A 16279-nucleotide genomic window follows, 5' to 3' on the forward strand; every position below is an offset into this window, starting at 1 on the left:
CTCAAGAAATGGCGGCCAGCAGCGCGTCGCGGCCCATCACGTCCGCGTACTTCTGCCGCAGGTCGAACAGGCTGGCCTGGTGCGGACCCAGCGCGCGATCGCCGACGCAGTCCTCCACCACCACGGTCATGAAATCGTGCTGCATCGCGTCGACGGCCGTGGCGCGCACGCAGCCGCTGGTCGTACAGCCCACCACCACGACCGTGTCCACCCCGCGCGCGCGCAGCCAGTCGGCCAGGCTGGTGGCGAAGAACGCGGATGCGCTCTGTTTGCGAACGATGCGCTCTCCCGGCTCGGGCGCGAGCAAGGGAAGGATCTGCGAGCACCCGGCGGCCTCGGTGAAGCGGGTCAGCGCCGGCGCCTTGCGGCAGAACACATTGTGGTCGCTGCCATCATCGGCGAATACCACGCGGCTGTGCGCCACCGGCAGCCCGAGGCGGCGGAAGGCCCGCAACACGGGCAGCGTGCGCTCGGCGGCATCGGCCACGTGCTGGCCGCCCAGCAGCGCGGGGTCGACGAATCCGTTCACGAAGTCGACCAGCACCAGCCCGCAGCGATGCCCCAGGCCCGACCGCTTGCCCAATCCCTGCCGCCGATAGACGTCGATCTCGCTCATGCCTGTCCTCCTTCGTCGAGCATGCGATAGCGGGCATCGAAACGCTCGACCCAGTCGAAGCCCATCAGGCGGGAGAAATCGGCGAACGGATAGCCGGGCCCCATGGGCAGGCGGCCCTCGCCGAGCGCGCCGTACGCGTCGGCGCAGGCCTGCGCCGACGCCAGCAGCGCGACCGTGGGATAGATGACGAGCTTGGCGCCCAGCGCTTCGAGCTCGTCAGGGCTCATGAGCGGCAACCGCGCACCGGCTCCCATGTTGAGCATGAGCGGAACGTCCACGCAGCCAGCGAACGCCCGGATCTCGTCGCGCGATTCCGGCCCCTCGACGAACACTACGTCGGCGCCCGCGCAGGCATAGCGCTCGGCGCGGCGCAACGCCTCGTCCACGCCCAGGTCGGCGCGCGCATCGGTGCGGGCGATGATCACGGTGCCGGCGTCCTCGCGCGTATCCAGCGCCACCTTGATGCGCGCCTCCATCTCGGCGGCCGGCACCACCTTGCGGCCCCGCATGTGGCCGCAGCGCTTGGGATAGACCTGGTCCTCCAGCTGGATGGCTGCGGCGCCCGCCCGCTCGTAGCTCCGGACGGTATGCATGACGTTGATCAGGCCGCCGTAGCCGTTGTCCGCGTCGCAGATCAGCGCGGCCTCGCTGGCCAGCGCCATCTGCCGGACACGGTCCAGCATGTCGGTGCCATTGGCCAGGCCGGCGTCGGGCAAGCCCAGCGCCGCCGCGACCACGCCGTAGCCGCTCATGAACAGCGTCCCGAATCCCGCCTGCTCCGCCAGCCGGACCGAGATCAGGTCATGGACGCCGGGCGCGACGATGGGCCCGGGCGCCGCCAGCGCCGCGCGCAGCCTCTGCCGCCGGACCGACGGCGGGCGCGTCGCATAGCCATTGTTCACGCGATGCTCCCCGCCCGCTCCAGCGCATCGAACATCGACGTCTTGCGGATGTAGGCCAGAGAAGCCTCGGGATCCGCCGCCGTAGCGCGCAGCTCGGCATGGATGCGCGAACGGGCGGACTCGTCGCGCTCTTCGATGAGCTGTTTGTTGCGCGCCGTATTGGCGTTGATGTATTCGATGGCGATCGTGCGCCGCTGGCGCTCGTACTTGTCGAGCAGGCTGTCCGGCGCCCGTCCCGCGATGACTTCGATCAGCTTGGCGGACAGGTTGAAGGCGTCGTGCACGCCGCCGTTCATGCCCATGCCGCCCAGGGGATTGTTGATGTGCGCGGCGTCGCCCGCCAGCATGACGCGTCCCGTTCTGAACCGGCTGGCCACGCGCTGGTGCACCTTGTAGAGCGTGCGATGCACGACCTCGTACACGCCGGCCCGGGGCAGGAGGCCCTGCAGGCGCGCCTCGATGAACTCGTCCGACAGCACGCGCTCGTCCGACTCGTGCTCCGCGGTAGGAAACAGCACGCGCCACAGCGACGGCACTTTCAGCATCACGCACCATTCGTCGGGGTCCGACACATAGTTCACCCAAGACAGATTCTCGAAGTGCGCCTCGAACGGAAAATCGGTGGAAACGACCAGGAAGCGCTCTGGGTAGGTGTAGCCCTCGAACTCGATGCCCAGGCTGCGCCGCACGGTGCTCCACGCGCCGTCGGCTCCGATCAGGTAGTCGCCGCGCACTTCTTCCATGCCTTCCTGCGTGCGGATCCGGATCATGACCGCCCCCTCGTCCTGCCGGGCTTCCTCGACGGCGCAGCCGAAGCGGAGCGTCACGTGAGGATGGTTCCGCAGCTTCCTGACCAGTTCGGCATTGAGCTTCCACTGCTCGCACTGCAGCCGGAACGGATAGCCCGTGCTGCCCGCCAGGCGCGCCAGGTCGAACTCCGCGATCAGTCCCTTGCGCCGGTCGCGCTGCTGGGTCATCCGGGCCTTCAGCCCCGAAGCCACCAGTACGTCCGAGATGCCGTAGGGAGCCAGCATGTCAAGGGTGGGAGGATGGAAGGTCGACGCCCGCAAATCCTCCATGACGTCGCCGTTGCGCTCGAAGACCTCCACGTCCACGCCCGCCTCGGCCAGCACCATCGCGCTGACGAGCCCCACAGGGCCCGCCCCGGCCACCAGAACCTTTGCCTTAGCCATCACTTCCCCGTTTTGTACACAATTCATGCAAATAGTGATACGAACCGGCGTAAAAGTCCAGCCATTGCATTTGCCGCACCAGACTGGCTTCCAATCGCGGAATAGCGCACTTTTCCAGGGAAAATTCGCACCAAACCTGGCACTCGCGTCAACAGAGCCGAAACTTGGCAGGCTGTGCCGAAGTTGCTGGGAAGATTACGGATTAACACTGATTGTGTACAAAACCAGTCATTCCTACCATGAACCCACAGCTGGCTGGCACGCCTCGTGCCTGAGTCGAACCGCTTCCCCACGTTTGAGGAATACGCCCATGCGCACCAAGCTTCTCAAGGCCTGCTGTTTCGTCCTGGCTACCGCGGCCCCCGGGGCCGCCTCCCCGGCCCAAGCCGACGACACCTACCCCTCCCGCCCGATCCGCATGATCATCGGCGGCGCCGCGGGCGGATCTTCCGATGTCTTCGCCCGCGCCATCAGCGAGCACATGAGCACGACGCTGGGCCAGCCCATCGTCATCGAATACAAGCCCGGCGCGGGCACCAACATCGGCACGGAATACGTGGCGCGCGCCAAGCCCGATGGCTACACCATCCTGCTCAACGGCCTTCCCATGGTGGCGAATCTGCACCTCTTCGCCGACCTGTCGTTCAACCCGGCCACCGACCTGGTGCCGATCTCCGGGGTGTCGAAGATGACCAATGTCGTCACCGTCAACGCCTCCGTGCCGGTCAAGACCCTGGCCGAACTCATCGCCGCCGCCAAGAAGGCGCCCGACCGCTTCGTCTACGGATCCCCGGGTGAAGGAACGTCTACCCACATTGCCGGAGAAATGCTGTCGGCGCGCACGGGCGCGCGCTTCACGCACACGCCCTATCGGGGCAACGCCCAGGCCATGACCGACCTGCTCGGAGGCACGTTGCAAATGGGATTCGTCAATACGCCGGTGGCCGCCCCGTTCCTGAAGGAAGGCCGGCTGCGCGCCCTGGCGGTCACGTCCAAGGTCCGCTCGCCGCTCCTGCCCGACGTGCCGACGGTGGCCGAGGCATTGGACATGGCGGACTTCGACTTCAACGGATGGTTCGGGCTCTTCGCCCCCAAGGGGACGCCCGCAGCCGTGGTTGCCAAGCTCGAGCAGGCCACGGCACAGGCCCTGGCCGACCCAAAGGTCAACAAGATCTTCGTAGACGGCGGGGCCGTGGTCATGGAGCCTGGCGCGGCGACCTTCGCGCGCTTTCTCGCGGAGGAACGCCGGCGTATCGACCCGCTGCTGGAGAAACGCGGCAAATAGCCCGGATGCGGAAGCTGCGGGGAAGCCTGTGCTCCCCTCGAGCTCAAGCCATGTTGGCGATGACGGCTTCCCCGAACCCGGAACACGACACCTGGGTCGCCCCCTCCATCTGGCGCGCGAAATCGTAGGTCACGCGCTTGGACAGGATGGTGCGCTCCATGGCCGGCAGGATCAGGTCGGCCGCCTCGTGCCAGCCCATGTGTTGCAGCATCATGCGGCCCGACAGGATTTCGGAACTCGGGTTGACGTAGTCCTTGCCGGCGTACTTGGCGGAGGTGCCATGCGTGGCCTCGAACACGGCAACCGAATCGCTCATGTTGGCGCCCGGGGCGATGCCCGCTCCGCCCACCTGCGCGGCCAGGGCCGAGGAAAGATAGTCGCCGTTCAGGTTGGGCGTGGCGATCACGTCGAACTCCACCGGCCGCAGCAGCATGGTTTGCGAGAACGTGTCGATCAGGCAATCCTTGATGAGGATGTCGCGGCCGGTGCGCGGATTGCGGATGCGGCACGCGGGACCGGCATCGATGGTTTCCGCGGCAAACTCGCGGCGGGCGATCTCGTACCCCCAGTCGCGGAACGCGCCCTCGGTGTACTTCATGATGTTGCCCTTGTGCACGAGGGTGACCGAGCGGCGATCGTGGTCGATGGCGTACTGGATGGCCTTGCGCACCAGGCGCTCGGTCCCTTCGCGCGAAACGGGCTTGATGCCTATGCCAGATGTGGCGGGGAAACGCAGGTGCTTGGCACCGAGCTTTTCTTCCAGCACGGCGATCAGCTCCACGGCCTCGGGCGAGCCCGCGGCGTACTCGATGCCGGCGTAGATGTCCTCGGAGTTCTCGCGGAAGATGACCATGTTGGTCTTCTCGGGCTGCTTCAGCGGCGACGGCACCCCGCGCAGGTACTGGATGGGCCGCAGGCAGACGTACAGATCCAGCGCCTGCCGCATCATGACGTTCAGCGACCGGAATCCGCCTCCGGGCGGGGTGCCGAGCGGCCCCTTGATGGCCACGACGAATTCGCGCAACGCGGCCACGGTCTCTTCCGGCAGCCAGACGCCTTCGCCGTACAGCCCGGTGGCCTTGCGGCCGGCGTAGATCTCCATCCAATGGATGCGGCGGGCATCGCCATAGGCCTTGGCCACGGCCGCGTCGATCACCTTGATCGCGACGGGAGTGATGTCGCGTCCGGTGCCGTCGCCCTCGATATAGGCGACGATGGGCTGGTCGGGCACGTTGAGGGAGAAATCCGCGTTGACGGTGATGCGGCTGCCCTCGGCGGGCACCTGGATATGCTTGTAAGAAGACATGCGGCGTTTCCGAGCAATCATGGATGCGGGCCGGTATTGCGCGCCCGGGATGCCGGGAATTATCCCGTATTCGGCCCGGCATTGCCACGCGGCGGCCGGCAGGAGCAGCGGTACAATGCCAGGATGATGTTCAACCCTACCCGAGACCAGGTCCGCCAGTTTTTCACCGAGACGTGGCGCAAGCACCGCGCGGGCGAAGTGCTGACCCCGCTGGAAGCGACTGCGCTGGACTGGATCCTCGAACACGCCGAATACCACGGCGACCTCGAGAACCCCGACGCCGCGCAAGCCGACTACAGCGTCGAGGCGGGGCGCACCAATCCGTTCCTGCACCTGTCGATGCACCTGGCCATTGCCGAGCAGCTATCGATCGATCATCCGCCCGGCATCCGCGACGCCTACCAGAAACTCGCCCAGCGCAAAGGCGCGCACGAGGCGGCGCACGAGATCATGGAGTGCCTGGGAAGAGTGGTATGGGAAGCCCAGCGGCTGGGTACGCCGCTGGACACAGAAGCCTATATCGAGCTGATCCGCCAACGGTAGAGGGGATCCACCCTGCTGGCCTTCGGCCGCTCCCCCTCAAGGGGAAGGTAAGCCCACCCCCTTGCGGCCTTCGGCCGCTCCCCCTCAAGGGGGCGGCGCTGGCGGACCGGCAAAGCCGGATCCGCGGCGCCCTGGGTCTAGTGCGGCTTTCTCCGTTTGCGGCACTGTTGATGCCGCAGGCAGCAGCGAAGCACAGGTGCCCCAACCCAAGAAACCGGCCCTAGACCCAGGATGCGGTGGATCCGGCTCCGCCGGGCCACCCCAAGGCGTCCCGGCCCCCTCGGAGGGCTGCCGCGCAGAGGTCCACCATTCTGGGTGCGCGAAGCGCGTAGGGGGGCGGGCCTCGTAGAGGGCAACCTACCGCTTCACCGCCAGGTTGCCCGGCAGGCTGGAAAGGTAAGCCGCCACGTCCTCGATATCCTTGTCGGACAACTGGACGGCGAACGCGCCCATGATGGCGTTCTTGCGGATGTTGGCCGAAGGAGCAGCGTTGGACTGGCCCCGGCGATAGGCCCGCAGGGCGTGCGCCAGGTAGTCCGCATGCTGGCCGGCCAGTTGCGGGTAGCTGGGATCGATCGAGGTCTTGGCGTCGGCGCCGTGGCACGAGGCGCAGTTGATGCGGTCGAACACCGCCTTGCCCGCGGCGATGTCGCCGGCGGCATGGGCCGGCAGGACGGCCGACAGGGAAAGCAAGGCAGCGGCAAAGGAAATGCGGTAGCTGTTGGTCATGGTCGGGCGCTCACTTCAAGCTCGAGTAATAGGCGGCCAGATCGGCGATGTCCTGCTCGGACAGGCTCTTGGCGATGCCAACCATGGAGGGATGCGAGCGGGCGCCGCTCGCGTATTCCTTGAGCGCGGCCTCGATGTACTTGGCGTTCTGCCCCGCGATCATGGGGACTTGGTAGACCTCGGGGAAGCTGGCCTTGTAGCCGGGAATGCCATGGCAGCCTATGCACATGGAGTTCTTGTCACGGGCGGCTTCGGCATTGCCGGTGATGGTGGCAGGCTGGGCGGATTGGGCGGCGGCCGAGCCGACGACCGCACAGGCGGCCAGGGCGGCCAGCGCGGGCAGCGCCCGCTTCGTTATGCTCAACTTCATTAGAACGCTCTATCAGAATCAAGAGAAATCCCGATACCGGGCGGCGAAACGACTGAGCGGCAACGCCCGGCCCCCACAGGCCAACGAAGCGTCTCCGTATTTCCATCCGGAAACCGTATTGTTCTACGACTGAAATGCCCGGTTCCCGTCTTATTTAACCGCTAATGATACATCAGGAACCGCCGGGCGCCGCAGCGGTCATCCGCACTCACACAATGCCGCTCCCCGGCCTCACCGGACTTTTCTATACTGGGTGCTTCGCCCCCGGTGGGCGCCAACGCCAGTCCGACCATGCCCCAGCCCGTTCCGCCGTCCGCCGCCCGCTTCGAGGGTACCGACACCTACGTCGCCACCGACGACCTCACCCTTGCCGTCAACGCCGCGCTGACGCTCGAGCGGCCGCTCCTGATCAAGGGCGAGCCCGGCACCGGCAAGACCATGCTGGCCGAGGAAGTCGCCCGGGCGCTGGGGCGGCCGCTGCTGCAGTGGCACATCAAGTCCACCACCAAGGCCCACCAGGGCCTCTACGAGTACGACGCGGTCTCCCGCCTGCGCGATTCGCAGCTGGGCGACGAAAAGGTGCGCGATATCACGAACTACATCGTGCGCGGGGTGCTGTGGCAGGCCTTCGCCTCCCAGGAACCGGTGGTGCTGCTGATCGACGAGATCGACAAGGCCGACATCGAATTCCCCAACGACCTCCTGCGCGAGCTGGACCGCATGGAGTTCCACGTGTACGAGACGCGGGAAACCGTGCGCGCCATCCACCGGCCGCTGGTCATCATCACGTCCAACAACGAAAAGGACCTGCCCGACGCGTTCCTGCGGCGCTGCTTCTTCCACTACATCCGGTTTCCCGAGAAGGAGACCATGGAGCAGATCGTCAAGGTGCACTACCCCGGATTGAAGAAGGAGTTGCTGTCGGCGGCGCTGGACAGCTTCTTCCAGCTGCGCGAGACCCCCGGCCTGAAGAAAAAGCCGTCCACGTCCGAATTGCTGGACTGGCTCAAAGTCCTGCTGGCGGAAGACATTCCCCCGGAAGCCTTGAAAAGCAACGACCGCGAAGCCGCCGTGCCTCCACTGCACGGCGCGCTGCTGAAAAACGAACAAGACGTCCACCTGTTCGAACGCCTGGTCCTCATGGCGAGAAGCGGCAGGCGAGCATGAATCTGCATCGATCCGCCTCTCGTGCCCGACCCAGGGTGCCGCGGATCCGGCTCCGCCGGTCCGCCAGCACCGCCCCCTGGGGGGCGCGCGTAAGCGCGTAGGGGGGACCGGCCATGCTCATTGATTTTTTTTACCATCTGCGCAAACACCAGCTGCCGGTCTCCATCAAGGAGTACCTGACGCTGCTGGAGGCGCTGTCGCGCCGGGTGATCGCGCCGTCGGTGGACGAGTTCTATCTGCTGGCCCGCATGACGCTGATCAAGGACGAGAGCCAGTTCGACCGCTACGACCGGGCATTCGCCAGCTACTACAAGGGCGTCGAGGCCGCCTTCCCTCCCGGCAAGGAGATTCCCGCCGAATGGCTGGTGCAGCGCTTCATGCGCGAGCTCTCGCCCGAGGACAAGGCCGCGATCGAAAAGCTGGGCTGGGACAAGCTGATGCAACTGTTCCGACAGCGGCTGGAAGAACAGAAGGAACGCCACGAGGGCGGCAGCAAGTGGATAGGCACGGGCGGCACCTCGCCTTTCGGCAGCGGGGGCTATCACCCAGAAGGCATACGCATCGGCAACGAAAGCGCCGGCAACCACGGCGCCGTCAAGGCCTGGGACATGCGCAGCTTCCGCGACTACGACGACCAGGTGGAACTGGGCACGCGCAACATCAAGGTGGCCCTGCGGCGGCTGCGCCGCTTCGCCCGCGAGGGCGCCGACCTGGAACTGGACTTGGACGACACGATACGCAGCACGGCCCGCAACGCGGGGCGCCTGGACATCCGCATGGTGCCGGAACGGCACAACACGGTGAAGGTGCTGATGATGCTGGACGTGGGCGGTACGATGGACAGCCACATCCAGCGCATCGAAGAGCTGTTCTCGGCTGCGCGCAGCGAATTCAAGAACCTGGAAGTCTATTACTTCCACAATTGCCTGTACGACTGGGTATGGAAAAGCAACCGCCGGCGCCATGCCGAGCGCACCCATACCTGGGACGTCCTGCGCAAATACAACCCCGACTGGCGCCTGATCTTCGTCGGCGACGCCACCATGAGCCCATACGAGATCCTGCAGCCCGGCGGCTCGGTGGAATACCACAATGAAGAAGCCGGGGCCGTCTGGCTGCAGCGCATGGCCGCCGCCTACCCCCGCTTTGCCTGGCTCAACCCGGAGCCCGAGGGGCTGTGGCCCTACCGGCAATCCACCGATATCATCCGCAGGCTGATGCAGGGACGCATGTATCCGGTCACCCTGGGCGGCCTGGAACAGGCCATGCGCCTGCTGTCCAAGTAGATCCGCGGCCGCGCGGCGGGAACGTTGGCGCGATTCACCACTCCAACTCACTTCTTGAACGGTTCGACTTTCCCTATGCCATCATCGCTTACCGCTTTCCGATCCGGCAGCCTGGGCCGGGCCCTGGCCTGCGTCGCGCTGTCCATGACCGCCTTGCTGCCGCCTTCGGCGCAGGCCGCCCGGGCATCGGACTCCCTGCCCGCGGGCGTACAGAAGGTCACCGCCGTCGAAGGCATCAACGAATACCGCCTTCCCAACGGCCTGCGCATCCTGCTGGCGCCCGACCAGTCCAAGCCCACGACCACGGTCAACATGACCTACCTCGTGGGGTCGCGCCAGGAAAACTACGGCGAAACCGGCATGGCGCACCTGCTCGAGCACATGCTGTTCAAGGGCACGCCCACGATGCGCAACGCGCTGGCCGAATTCTCGCGCCGCGGGCTGCAAGCCAACGGCAGCACCTGGACCGACCGCACCAATTATTTCGCCAGTTTCGCCGCCAACGAGGAGAACCTCGACTGGTACCTGAAGTGGCAGGCCGACGCCATGGTCAATTCACTGATCGCGCGCAAGGACCTGGACTCGGAAATGACCGTGGTGCGCAACGAGATGGAAAGCGGCGAGAACAATCCGTTCCGCGTGCTGATGAGCAAGATGATGGCCTCGGCCTATCAGTGGCACAACTACGGCAAGACGACGATAGGCGCGCGCTCCGACGTGGAGAACGTCGACATCGGCCGCCTGCAGGCTTTCTACCGCACCTACTACCAGCCCGACAACGCCGTGCTGATCGTCTCGGGCCAGTTCGACGAAGCCAAGACCCTGGCGGTCATCGCCCGCACCTTCGGCAAGATACCCAAGCCCAAGCGCACCCTCCCCCGGCTCTACACCGAGGAACCGGTGCAGGACGGCGAGCGCAGCGTCACGCTGCGCCGATCGGGCGGCTCGCCCATGGTCGCCGCCATGTACCATACGCCCCAAGGCGGAGCGGCCGATTCCGCGGCCATGGAAATGCTGGCGAGCATCCTGGGCGACGCGCCCTCGGGCCGGCTGTACAAGGCGCTGGTAGAGACCAAGCTGGCCGCCTCGACCTTCGGCTTCACCTTCGGCATGCGCGACCCCGGCATCGTCATGATGGGCGTCCAGCTGCAGCCCGGCGCCGACGTGGACGCCGCGCGCGCGAAGATGCTCGAGACCATCGAATCCCTCAAGTCTCATCCGGTGACCGAGGAGGAGCTTGAGCGGGCGCGCACCCGCTGGCTCAAGGACTGGGACATGGCCTACAGCGATCCGCAGAAAGTGGGCGTGTCGCTGTCCGAGAGCATCGCCCAGGGCGACTGGAGGCTGTTCTTCCTGACCCGCGACCGCATCCGCGACCTCAAGCTGGCCGACGTGCAGCGCGTGGCGGAGAACTACCTGCTGCAGTCGAACCGCACCCTGGGCACCTATATCCCGACCGATAATCCGCAGCGGGCGCCCGCCCCGCAACCGCTGGACCTGGAGGCCGAGCTCAAGGGCTACAAGGGCGACACTGACTTCGTGCAAGCCGAGGCCTTCGACGCCACGCCGGCCAACATCGACGCGCGTACCCAGCGCAAGACCCTGAACCTGCCCAACGGCCCGGTCAAGCTGGCGCTGTTGCCCAAGTCGACGCGCGGCCGCCTGGTCAACGCGCGGCTGGTGGTGCAATTCGGCGACGCCGAATCGCTGCGCGGCCAGCGCGAGATCGCCAGCGCCGTGGGCGCGCTGCTGGACAACGGCACCGCCACGATGACCCGCCAGCAGATCCAGGACCGCTTCGACGCCCTGCGCGCCGACGTCGGCTTTGCCGCCGGCGGCACCAGCGCCGTGGTGGACATCTCCACCACGCGGGACAATCTTCCCGCCACGCTGGAACTGGTGCTGGACATCCTGCGCAATGCCAGCTTCCCCGAAGACCAACTGGACGAATACCGCCGCCGCGGCCTGGCCTCGGTGGAAAGCGCGCGCCAGGAGCCCACGGCCGTCGCCCAGCTGGCCCTGGCCCGGCACGACAACCCATGGCCGGCCGACGACTTGCGCTACACGCCCAGTTTCGACGAGCAGGAAGCCGCCTACAAGGCGCTGACGCGCGATGCCCTGGTGCAGTTCCACGACCGCTTCTACGGCGCGGGACGCATCCGCCTGGCAGCCGTCGGCGACTTCGACCCGGCCGCCGCCGAGCAGGCGCTGACCAAGGGCCTGGCGGGATGGAAGCAGGCGCCCGCCTACACCCGCGTGCCGGACCCCTACCATGCCGTGCCCGCCCAGCGCTTCGACCTTTCCCTGCCGGACAAGGCCAATGCCTTCTATTTGTCCACCATGCCGGTCAAGCTGCAGGACACCGATCCGGACTACCCGGCGGCGCTGCTCGCCAACTACCTGCTGGGCAGCTCCGAGACCTCGCGCCTGTGGATGCGGGTACGCGAGCGCGAGGGGCTGTCCTACAACGTGCGCAGCCAGTTGTCGGCTTCGGCGTACGAACCCTCGGGGCAATGGAGCATGTACGCCATCTATGCGCCCAGCAACCGGGCACGCCTGGAGGCGGTGATCAAGGAGGAAATCGACCGCGTCCTGCGCGACGGCTTCAGCGAGGAAGAGGTCAAGGACGGGATCGCCTCGCTGATGAACCTGCGGCATCTGGTCCGGGCGCAAGACCGGCGCCTGGTGAACGCGTGGTCGGACTACCTGGACCTGGGCCGCACCTTCGCCTTCGCCGCCGAATCGGACCGTAAACTGCAAGCTCTGACGGCCTCGCAAGTGAACGCTGCGCTGCGCAAGTACTTCAAGCCGGAGGACTTCAGCACGGCGGTGGCGGGAACGTTCAAGTAGGCGCTTGGCCGGGGCTGCCTGGAGGGAGCCCCGGCCGGGCTACAGGACGTCCATGCCCGCGAGCTCGTCGCGCGCGATTTCCACGAAGGCCTCGGCAGCCGGCGACAGGCTGCGGCCGTGTTTGTGCACCAGCGAGAAATCAATAGGCACTCGCGGGCCCACCAGCCGGCAGCGCGTCAGATTCTCGTAGGGCATGCGCGCCGCGAGCGCCGATGCCCACATCGATACTCCCAGCCCGCTGGCCGTCATCCAGAACGCCGAGGACAGGAAATTCACCTCGTGCACCACGTTGAGCGCCACGCCGGCACCTGCCGCGGCCGCTTCCATCCGGCGGCGCATTCCGTAGGCCAGTCCCTGACGCACGGCAATCACCGGCTCCTTGGCCAGTTCGCGCCAACGCACCTGGCGACGGCGCGCCAGCGGGTGGTCCGTTGCGCAGACCAGGCAGAGGTGGTCGCGGAGCAGCAAGCGGGATGCCAGCAGCGGGTCCTCGCGTTCCGGCGTACCGATGCCGAAATCCACGGGCTCCGACGACACCTTGGCCAGGAACTGATCCGGCGCGCAGTCGTCCAGCACCAGCTGAACGCCAGGATAAGCGTCGCGGAACCGCCGCACCACGCCCGGCATCAGGACGCTGCCTACGGTAGCGGTGACGGCTACGTGCACGCGGCCGATGCGACAATCGCCCATGTCTTGCATCCGCGTGCCGAGCCACGCTACGTCGCCCAGTATGCGCTCGGCAGCCGCGATGATCTCCTGGGCCGCCTGGGTCGGCACCAGCGACCGCGAGGTCCGGTCGAACAGCCTCAGGTTCAACGCGGATTCCATCTGCCTGAGCATGGTGCTGACGGCCGACTCCGTCACGGAAAGCCGGCTTGCCGCAGTCGCGAGCTTGCCGAGCCGATAGACGGCGACGAAGGCCCGCAGTTGCCGCAGGGTCAGCTGGGTCTCGATGCTCATTCAGATTTTTCTCAAGTTTCGATCAAAATGTTTTGATTGGCTTCGGCACGGACAGGCGATTCAATGCGCAGAGGGCGCGCGGCGGGAATACTCTACTCCAAGCGCGGCCGCTCTGCCTTGCACGATTGAACACGCTCAGGAATCCATGCAGACCGATATCGCCGCCCTTTCCAGCCCCGCGTCGCGCACCGAAGAATGGCAAATGCGCGTGGATCTGGCCGCCTGCTACCGGCTCCATGCCCACTATGGCTGGACCGATCTCATCTACACGCATATCTCGGCGCGCGTACCGGGCGCCGAAGAGCACTTCCTGCTCAATCCCTTCGGGCTGATGTTCGACGAGGTCTGCGCCTCGAACCTCGTCAAGATCGACATCGACGGCAACATCGTGGAACCCACGCCGCATCCGGTCCATCGCGCCGGGTTCGTCATCCACAGCGCCATCCATGCCGCGCGCCCGGATGCGCGCTGCGTCATCCATGCCCATACCCGGGCTGGCATGGCGGTATCGGCGATGAAGTGCGGACTCCTGCCGCTGACCCAGCACGCCATGCTGTTCCACGGCAAGGTCGCCTACCACGACAGCGAGGGGCTGGCCAACCAGGTCGCCGAACGCGAACGCCTGGCCGCCGATCTCGGCGACAAGCCCGTCATGATCCTGCGCAACCACGGCACGCTGGTGGCCGGCGCAAGCATCGGCCAGGCGTTCGCAATGATGTGGCACCTCGAAATGGCCATGCAGGCCCAGGTGGATGCGCTGGCCAGCGGCCAGGAATTGACTCTTCCCGACTCCGCCCTGGCCGACAAGATCTCCGCGGCCGGCTTCCGTCCGCCCGGCACGGTCCGCTCGGACGGAACCGTCAGTCCCCTGGGCAACCTCGAATGGCCCGCGCTCTTGCGCATGCTGGACCGCAAGGATCCGTCCTATCGCACTTGATTCACCCCATCGCATCCGGCCCGCCACCGGCGCGCGCCGGCCTCACGACAAAAACGCAGCGCGGCAAGAGCCGCGCGCAAGGAGACAGGCATGTTCCATCGTTGCCGCTATCTGTTCGCCGGCCTGGCCGCCGCGCTGGCCCTGGCGGCCGCGCCCGCCCACGCCTATCCCGACAGGCCGATACGCATCATCATTCCGTACGCGCCGGGAGGCGGTGCGGACGGCTTGTCCCGCCTGCTTGCGCAGCGCCTGGAAAAAACCCTGGGCCAGCCCGTGCTGGTCGAATCGCGCTCCGGTGGCAATACCGTGATCGCCGCGCAAGCGGTCGCGCGGGCCGCCCCCGATGGCTACACGCTGTTGATGACGGGCGGTTCGACCATGTCCCTGATCCCGCTCACCAGCAAGCAGGTACCCTACGACGTCCGGGCCGACTTCGCCCCCATCAGCATGCTGTCCAAGGGCCCGTACCTTCTTTGCGTGTCGGCCGAACTCGGCGCCAATACGCTGGACGAGGTGCTCGCCATGGCGCGGGCCAAGCCCGGCGCGCTGTCGTATGCGTCCAATGCCATTGGCGGCTCCGCCCACCTTGGCATGGAACTGCTTGCCCAGCGGGCCGACGTGCGGCTCAACCACGTCCCCTACAAGGGCTTTGCCCCCGCGATCGCCGACGTGGTGTCGGGACGCACGCCGCTGGCCATGCTGGACCAGGCCGCGTTGGGAGGATTCGGCAAGTCGGGCCGCATCAAGGTACTGGCTGCCACGTCGCTGCAACGCTCCAGCATGTATCCGGACGTGCCGACCCTGGCCGAACTGGGCTTCCCCGGCTATGAGCTGGAAACGTGGTTCGCGCTCTACGCCCCGGCGCGCACGCCGAGCGCGATCATCGACAAGCTTGGCGATGAAATCCGGGCGTGGCTGGCGACACCGGAAGCCCGGCAGGCACTGAACTCACTCGGCCAGGAAGCCGCGCCGTCCACCGCCAGCGCGGTACGGGCCCGCATCGAAAGCGAACAGCAGTCCTACGGGCCGCTGATCTCGGCGGCGAAGATCAGCACGGACTGATGCCATGCGGACATCCCCTGCATCCACGGACGATTTCCGGCTGCTCATCGTCAACGCCGATGGCCAATACTATGCGCGGGAACTGACCCGGCGCCTGCCGGATCTCGCGTTCGACTGGATTGGCCCGAACCAGCCGATACCCGATTCGGCTCGGCAGGCCACGGCACTGGCGTGTTTCGCCAGCGCGTTGAACCATGGCTTGCTGCGTGCCTTGCCCCGGTTGCAGTGGCTGCAGGCCCTGTCCTCCGGCGTGGATGGCATCGCGGACCATCCGGACCTGCCGCCGGACGTGGCGTTGACGTCGGCACACGGCATCCACAGCCCGGCCGTCTCGGAAATGGCCTTGACGCTGATGCTCGCCCTGGCGCGCGATCTCCCGTCCATCCTGGCGGACCAACGCGCACGCCGCTGGCAGCGCCGACGCCAGCCGCTGCTGCACGGCAAGACGCTCGCGGTAGTGGGAACGGGCTTGATAGCCAGCGAACTGGCAATCAAGTGCCAGGCGCTGGGCATGCATACGCTGGCGGTATCGGCGAGCCCTCGCCAGGTGGCGGGCTTCGACCGGGTGGACGCCCATGGCACGCTGCGCGACGTGGCTGCGCAAGCGGACTTCCTGGTGCTCCTGGCCCCCCTGACCCAGGCAACGCGGGGATTGGTGGACGCCGCCGTGCTGGCGGCGATGAAACCCGGCGCCTTCCTCATCAACCTGGCGCGCGCGGCGCTATGCGATACCGCCGCGCTCGTGGACGCACTTCGCGGCGACAGGCTGGCAGGCGCCGCGCTGGACGTATTCGAACGCGAGCCCCTGCCTGAAGACGATCCCTTGTGGTCGGTACCCAGGCTGTTGATCACGCCGCACATCGGCGGCGAGTCGGACCGTTATGCCGACCAGGTGCTGCCGCTCATCGCGCACAACGCGCGTGCCTGGGCCAGCGGCGACCGGGCCGGCCTGCGCAACGTGGTTCGGTAAGGCACACCCAATCAGATTCAAATAACCACTAAAAACATGGCCGCCTTGCGGCTTTATGATGATTTCACATAAATAAAAATGGATTTAATGATCTAAAAACGGC

At 66.5% G+C, this 16279-nt stretch carries 15 protein-coding genes; 8 read left to right on the top strand and 7 right to left on the bottom strand.

Annotation, left to right across the window (positions count from 1 at the left end):
* Nucleotide 1: 1 nt before the first annotated feature.
* The 3 genes from CDO44_RS16610 to CDO44_RS16620 are packed head-to-tail and all read right to left on the bottom strand — an operon-like array spanning nt 2 to nt 2711.
* The gene (locus CDO44_RS16610) at nt 2–616 is read right to left on the bottom strand and encodes an isochorismatase family protein (protein ID WP_087781372.1); all 615 of its coding nucleotides are present in this window, start codon (nt 614–616) and stop codon (nt 2–4) included.
* A complete protein-coding gene (locus CDO44_RS16615; RefSeq protein ID WP_087781373.1) occupies nt 613–1518 on the bottom strand; it encodes an oxaloacetate decarboxylase in 906 nt (301 codons plus the stop codon). The genes CDO44_RS16610 and CDO44_RS16615 overlap by 4 nt, the downstream gene beginning before the upstream one ends.
* A complete protein-coding gene (locus CDO44_RS16620) occupies nt 1515–2711 on the bottom strand; it encodes an NAD(P)/FAD-dependent oxidoreductase (RefSeq protein ID WP_158213312.1) in 1197 nt (398 codons plus the stop codon). The genes CDO44_RS16615 and CDO44_RS16620 overlap by 4 nt, the downstream gene beginning before the upstream one ends.
* A 310-nt stretch (nt 2712–3021) precedes the next feature.
* Here CDO44_RS16620 and CDO44_RS16625 point away from each other — a divergent pair, with 310 nt between their 5' ends.
* Nucleotides 3022–3996 carry a tripartite tricarboxylate transporter substrate binding protein gene (locus CDO44_RS16625; RefSeq protein ID WP_158213313.1) on the top strand — a complete coding sequence of 325 codons (975 nt, stop codon included), beginning with the start codon at nt 3022–3024 and terminating at the stop codon, nt 3994–3996.
* 43 nt (nt 3997–4039) lie between these two features.
* On the opposite strand, the gene icd is transcribed toward CDO44_RS16625, so the two are convergent.
* Nucleotides 4040–5302, bottom strand: coding sequence for an NADP-dependent isocitrate dehydrogenase (gene icd / locus CDO44_RS16630; RefSeq protein WP_087781376.1), 1263 nt, complete (start codon nt 5300–5302; stop codon nt 4040–4042).
* 126 nt (nt 5303–5428) lie between these two features.
* Here icd and CDO44_RS16635 point away from each other — a divergent pair, with 126 nt between their 5' ends.
* On the top strand, nt 5429–5845 hold the full coding sequence (locus tag CDO44_RS16635; RefSeq protein ID WP_087781465.1) for a DUF1841 family protein: 417 nt from the start codon (nt 5429–5431) through the stop codon (nt 5843–5845).
* A gap of 357 nt (nt 5846–6202) precedes the next feature.
* Here the strand turns inward: CDO44_RS16635 and CDO44_RS16640 are convergent, their stop codons facing one another.
* The gene (locus CDO44_RS16640) at nt 6203–6574 is read right to left on the bottom strand and encodes a cytochrome c (RefSeq protein ID WP_087781377.1); all 372 of its coding nucleotides are present in this window, start codon (nt 6572–6574) and stop codon (nt 6203–6205) included.
* Nucleotides 6575–6584: 10 nt separating this feature from the next.
* Entirely contained in the window at nt 6585–6944 is a 360-nt protein-coding gene (locus tag CDO44_RS16645; protein WP_087781378.1) for a cytochrome c, read from the bottom strand.
* Between the two features lie 291 nt (nt 6945–7235).
* Between CDO44_RS16645 and CDO44_RS16650 the strand changes: the two genes are divergently transcribed.
* The 3 genes from CDO44_RS16650 to CDO44_RS16660 all read left to right on the top strand — a co-directional run bounded on the left by CDO44_RS16650 (nt 7236) and on the right by CDO44_RS16660 (nt 12247).
* Nucleotides 7236–8111: a MoxR family ATPase gene (locus CDO44_RS16650; protein WP_087781466.1), complete on the top strand. Its 876-nt coding sequence runs from the start codon at nt 7236–7238 to the stop codon at nt 8109–8111.
* Nucleotides 8112–8224: 113 nt separating this feature from the next.
* Nucleotides 8225–9397, top strand: coding sequence for a VWA domain-containing protein (locus CDO44_RS16655; RefSeq protein WP_087781379.1), 1173 nt, complete (start codon nt 8225–8227; stop codon nt 9395–9397).
* A gap of 75 nt (nt 9398–9472) precedes the next feature.
* Complete coding sequence (locus CDO44_RS16660; RefSeq protein ID WP_087781380.1) at nt 9473–12247, top strand: pitrilysin family protein; 2775 nt, start codon at nt 9473–9475, stop codon at nt 12245–12247.
* 39 nt (nt 12248–12286) lie between these two features.
* Here CDO44_RS16660 and CDO44_RS16665 read toward each other — a convergent pair whose 3' ends face one another.
* On the bottom strand, nt 12287–13207 hold the full coding sequence (locus CDO44_RS16665; RefSeq protein WP_087781381.1) for a LysR family transcriptional regulator: 921 nt from the start codon (nt 13205–13207) through the stop codon (nt 12287–12289).
* A gap of 145 nt (nt 13208–13352) precedes the next feature.
* Here CDO44_RS16665 and CDO44_RS16670 point away from each other — a divergent pair, with 145 nt between their 5' ends.
* The 3 genes from CDO44_RS16670 (at nt 13353) to CDO44_RS16680 (ending at nt 16176) form a co-directional block, all read left to right on the top strand.
* Complete coding sequence (locus CDO44_RS16670) at nt 13353–14144, top strand: class II aldolase/adducin family protein (protein WP_087781382.1); 792 nt, start codon at nt 13353–13355, stop codon at nt 14142–14144.
* Between the two features lie 90 nt (nt 14145–14234).
* Complete coding sequence (locus tag CDO44_RS16675) at nt 14235–15206, top strand: tripartite tricarboxylate transporter substrate binding protein (RefSeq protein WP_087781383.1); 972 nt, start codon at nt 14235–14237, stop codon at nt 15204–15206.
* 4 nt (nt 15207–15210) lie between these two features.
* Nucleotides 15211–16176, top strand: coding sequence for a D-2-hydroxyacid dehydrogenase (locus CDO44_RS16680; RefSeq protein ID WP_087781384.1), 966 nt, complete (start codon nt 15211–15213; stop codon nt 16174–16176).
* The last annotated feature ends 103 nt before the right edge of the window (nt 16177–16279 follow it).

Origin of the sequence: Pigmentiphaga sp. NML080357 (genome assembly GCF_002188465.1) — a bacterium.
Lineage (GTDB): Bacteria > Pseudomonadota > Gammaproteobacteria > Burkholderiales > Burkholderiaceae_B > Pigmentiphaga.